Origin of the sequence: Litchfieldella qijiaojingensis (assembly GCF_014651875.1) — a bacterium.
Classification (GTDB): Bacteria; Pseudomonadota; Gammaproteobacteria; order Pseudomonadales; family Halomonadaceae; genus Litchfieldella; species Litchfieldella qijiaojingensis.
This window is the reverse complement of sequence record NZ_BMXS01000053.1, coordinates 1-4449: the sequence shown is the minus strand read 5'-3', so window position 1 is coordinate 4449 and position 4449 is coordinate 1. Positions and strand designations below refer to the sequence as shown.

General features: G+C 56.1%; 4 protein-coding genes. 3 read left to right on the top strand and 1 reads right to left on the bottom strand.

Annotation, left to right across the window (positions count from 1 at the left end):
* Positions 1–366: 366 nt before the first annotated feature.
* Positions 367–540, bottom strand: coding sequence for a phage integrase N-terminal SAM-like domain-containing protein (locus IE093_RS22835; RefSeq protein WP_340163157.1), 174 nt, complete (start codon positions 538–540; stop codon positions 367–369).
* Between the two features lie 291 nt (positions 541–831).
* Between IE093_RS22835 and IE093_RS22075 the strand changes: the two genes are divergently transcribed.
* The 3 genes from IE093_RS22075 to IE093_RS22065 all read left to right on the top strand — a co-directional run bounded on the left by IE093_RS22075 (position 832) and on the right by IE093_RS22065 (position 4017).
* Positions 832–1350 (top strand): DUF2141 domain-containing protein, encoded by a 519-nt coding sequence (locus IE093_RS22075; RefSeq protein WP_189473072.1) that lies wholly within the window; start codon positions 832–834, stop codon positions 1348–1350.
* Positions 1351–1623: 273 nt separating this feature from the next.
* A complete protein-coding gene (locus IE093_RS22070) occupies positions 1624–2250 on the top strand; it encodes a dihydrofolate reductase family protein (RefSeq protein ID WP_189473070.1) in 627 nt (208 codons plus the stop codon).
* Positions 2251–2430: 180 nt separating this feature from the next.
* Positions 2431–4017, top strand: a complete 1587-nt coding sequence (locus IE093_RS22065; RefSeq protein WP_189473068.1) for a transposase — start codon at positions 2431–2433, stop codon at positions 4015–4017.
* Positions 4018–4449 lie beyond the last annotated feature (432 nt).

Below are 4449 nucleotides of genomic sequence, written 5' to 3'. Positions count from 1 at the left end.
GAGACATCGGGAGCTACTTGATGGGGTACTACAATTGGCAACGTCCTCACACCGTCAACGGAGGGATGCCTCCTGCCGTGGCCGAGGAAAAACTCACAACACTGTCCGGAATTAGTTGACCACTACATACACCTCCTCATGCTTAGCCTAGGAATCTAAGGCCGCTATAGACGGCCGGTGTAATGAGATAAGAACAAGGGTAAGTAAGGGACTACTGCAGGAAGATGGCTGCTGTGCCATCGCGTCATGCAGGGTAGGGGCGGTAGCGTGCCGCAAGCGGGACATGAAAACGGCACCTCGGGCAGAAGCAGGCTTAATTGTAGGAGCGGCTTCAGCCGCGATGCGGTGCGAAGCGCCGCTGAGAGGTTAAGCTTGTTCACGCCTTGGTACGTGGGCTGGTATATCAACCGCTTTGTCTAGCTCCGTGGCCGTGTGCCGCACCCCAGGTAAGCGGATGAAAAAGCGAATCCAGTAGCAATAAGTCTTCTCTGTACGCAAGCTGTATCGCTTCACCCTCAAGGTGGTCTTGATGCGATCCATCAGCTTCGGAGGTTGCTTGTGTGCGTCCATGCGGTTATCTCCTCAATACTGTATTTGCATACAGTATCATTGATTCTGGCAAAACGCGCAAACACGCGAATTCTGGATAGGTTGCCGAGCTATGCTTAGGATTCTTACATATCAATGGGTTAGGTGAAGAAAGGCGCGCTAGATAACATTGTTGAATATGCCGGTACGTTCATTCAATATCAGAGCGTTCCGTCTAATTACTGTTAGGCGTCTAATGGCGGATTCAACCAGGCTACGCAGATCGGAGCTGTGAGGAAGATCATGAGTGAATCCACTACTCGGAAGTCCGCGTTGGCCTCCACGGTCAGGCATCCGGTGACGCGGGTCCCCATGGGAGTTCGGTGTGTAGCATTGTGTGCAGTGCTGGTGTTTGCGAATCTTCCCGCCATCGTCTTTGCCCAATCATCATGTCCCGGAATTCACGTGAAGATTCTAAACATTAGAAACAGCACTGGAGCCGTAGCTTGCGCTCTTTTCGAATCGTCAGTGGGCTTCCCTACTGAATTTCTGCACTCCGCAACCAATATCATGGTAATAAAAATTCGGGATACGCAGGCGCGTTGCGACTTTTTAGACATCCCGCCGGGAACGTATGCGTTGGCCGTCATTCATGATGAAAATATGGACGGCAAGCTTGGCGCCAACTGGCTAGGGGTCCCCACGGAAGGCTACGGTTTTTCAAACGACGCAAAAGCCTTGATGGGTGCACCTTCGTTCGATGCTGCCAGCTTTCCTTACGATGGGCGAAACTTAGATCTGACGATCAGCTTAAATTACTGAGCGACCTTTGTATGAATACTGAAGAGTTCTTTCAATCCAGCACGCCCATTCAGAGTTTGCTTCGCCTCACACCTCACACCTCACACCTCACTCAAGCGGACGTTGACTTTGCCGCCGTCGCTTAGCTTGCTCGTTAGGCGTCATCCAGGCATCGCACTGTCGATTTCGCAGAGTCTCGTTCGACTATCTGTTAGGGAATGCAACTGATTGGTTGCAGTGATTGTAGGCATTCCCTGTACGAGAACTTTCACGAGGACGAGCTTGGAGAAGAGTATGCGCCAGCTCATTGTTTCCGCTTTCATCAGTCTAGATGGCGTTATTCAATCCCCTGGCGGGCCTAGAGAAGATCCCAGCGGCGAATTCCGCCTCGGTGGCTGGATAGTGCCCTACGCCGACGAAGCCACCGGCCAAGACTTGCAGGACCTGCTCTCGCAGCCGTTCGAGTTGCTGCTAGGGCGTCGCACCTACGACATATTCGCGGCGTATTGGCCGCGCGTACCGGCCGATTCCGCCAACCGCGCCATCGCTGACCTGTTCAACAGCGTGCCTAAGCACGTGGCCACGCATCGGTCCGGTACCCTTGATTGGCAGAACAGTCATGCGCTGGAGGGCAACCTTGCCGACGCGATACGCGCGCTTAAACGTCAGGACGGCACCAATCTATTGACGTTTGGCAGCGGCGACATGGTGCGCCAACTGCTCGTAGCCGGCTTGGTGGACGAGCTTCGGCTTCTGATTTACCCCGCCATACTTGGGCGCGGCAAGCGCTTGTTCGGCGACAACGCACTAGCGTCTGCCTTCACTCTGGCGCACTCGACCAGCACGCCTGGCGGCGTGCTGATCACCCGATACATGCGCAACGGCGAGGTGCGCACAGGAGCGTTCGAAGAAGTTGAGTAGGAAAAGCCAGTGACGCCTAACAAACGGTTCCAGGCGACGCCCTCGCGCTGTGCGCGCCTGAACCGCGGCGTTGGACGGCACAGCTTTGATCGCCCGCTTGCGACCCATATCGTTCATTCGGCGCGCTACCCACCATGCCAGAAAGCGCCAAATGAAGGTGCTAACGAACGGAGACGCTAAATGACCGACCTGATCCTCACCACTTTCGATTGGGTTCCCGAGACGCCGCGGGGCTATGTGCGTGACATACGTGTGCGTTGGGCGCTGGAAGAGGCCGGATTGCCCTATCGCGTCAAGAGCGTGCCATTTCGTGCTCGGGGTGCCGAGCATTTCTCGCACCAACCCTTCGGGCAGGTGCCGTGGTTAACCGATGGAGACATCTCGATCTTCGAGAGCGGCGCGATCCTGTTTCATCTGGGCGAGCGCAGTGACGTGCTGATGCCTGCCGATCCGCGCAGTCGCAGCGAAGTTATTGAATGGCTCTTCGCTGCGCTCAACTCGGTCGAGGCGGCAAGTCTGCCCTGGTCCATATTCAAGTTCTCCGGCGACATCGCTGCAACGCCGGGGCGGAAGCATCTGGACGAGTTCCTCAAGGCCCGGCTTCAGCACATCGCCATCGACGGCTGCAAAATGTCGTCCAACGCCGCCAAGGAATGGTCTGGTACGTTCAAGGAGCTGGGCGAGAAACGCGACAAACTGCGTCGGTTGATCCGTCACCACCTGCGGGAGCATTTCCAGCGCGACAAGACGGAGACTGAGGCGGAAATGGAGCGGGACATTCGCCACGCGAAGATGATTCTCTCCCTCCACAAGTCCATGAATAAAGTTGACCAGTTCCTGAAAACGCAGCGTCCCAGGATGGGGCAGGGCAAGCGCAGCAAGGAAGTGAAGAGCAACCTCACCGACAACGAAAGTGCCAAGATGACGACTGGGAAAGGCACGATACAGGGCGATAACGGGGTGGCGGCGGTCGACAAGAAGCACCAGATCATCATCGATGCCCAGGCCTTTGGCGAGGGGCAGGAACACCACACCCTCAAACCGATACTGGAAAGCATTGCGCAGCGCTACCGACGGCTAGGTCTCAGTCCCAACATTTACCAAGCCGGTACCGTGGTGACCGCCGACACCGGCTTCGCCAACGAAGCCAACATGCGCTATCTGCACGAACAGGAGATCAACGGCTACATTCCCGACAACCGATTCCGTAGCCGAGATCCCAAGTTCATCGCCCAGAAAGGAAAATACGGGAAACGCCATCAGAACCGTCGGCCTTCCAATCGGAAACGGATCATTCCGGCCAGTGAATTCCAGTTCGACCCCATCAACATGACCTGCCGGTGCCCGGCGGGACACCCGATCAGTTACCGGGGGACCCGGGAAGACAGCCATGGTACTCCCAGGGCCTACTTCGAGGGTCGTCTGTTGCAGTGTCGGCATTGCCCAAAGAAGCACCACTGCATGCACAATCCCCGCTCAGCGGACCATCGCCAGGGTGTCGGCAGACAGGTCTGTTTTTCCCTGACGCATCACCGGGCACCGACCTACACCGACTGGAGGAAGCAGCGCGTCGATAGCTCCGAAGGTAAGGCGATCTACAGTCATCGCATGTCGGTAGTGGAACCGGTGTTTGGCAATCTCGGTACCAATAAGGGCCTGAACCGCTTCAGCCTCAGAGGCAAGCGGAAAGTACAGGGCCAATGGCAGCTATATTGCCTGGTGCACAACATTGAGAAGTTGGCGAATTACGGAAGGTTGTCAGCCTAGTGGCCAGCAGGCTGCTATTAGCCACGGCAAAAGGGCTAAAAACAGCCAGAATTCATCATCAATGACGGGTTGCGTCAACGCCTAACATTGGATCGGTCGACAGGCCGGTAAAATGAGTCGATAGGTAGGGTGTGGAAGACCCTGGAAATTGGTTTTTCTACAGCCTCGTTAGCTACGCCCTGCTGAGGCCGTAACTTCATGCGAAACGCGTTGTGGTCGATAGCGCACTCGTCGATTCCTGTTTTTCTTGCGCTGCTCGTGGGCTCGGCGTCTATCGCTGCTGCCGGCGAGAAGGGCGTGCTCTTTGTGAACCGCCCCGACTATCTCGGAGACTTTCTCGTTTGAGTCACGCTGCCTGAGCGGACTCGGTACTTTGTTGATAGTAGCGAGCTTCCGCCTCAGCGGGTGGTATGTTGCCAATCGACTCCAGCA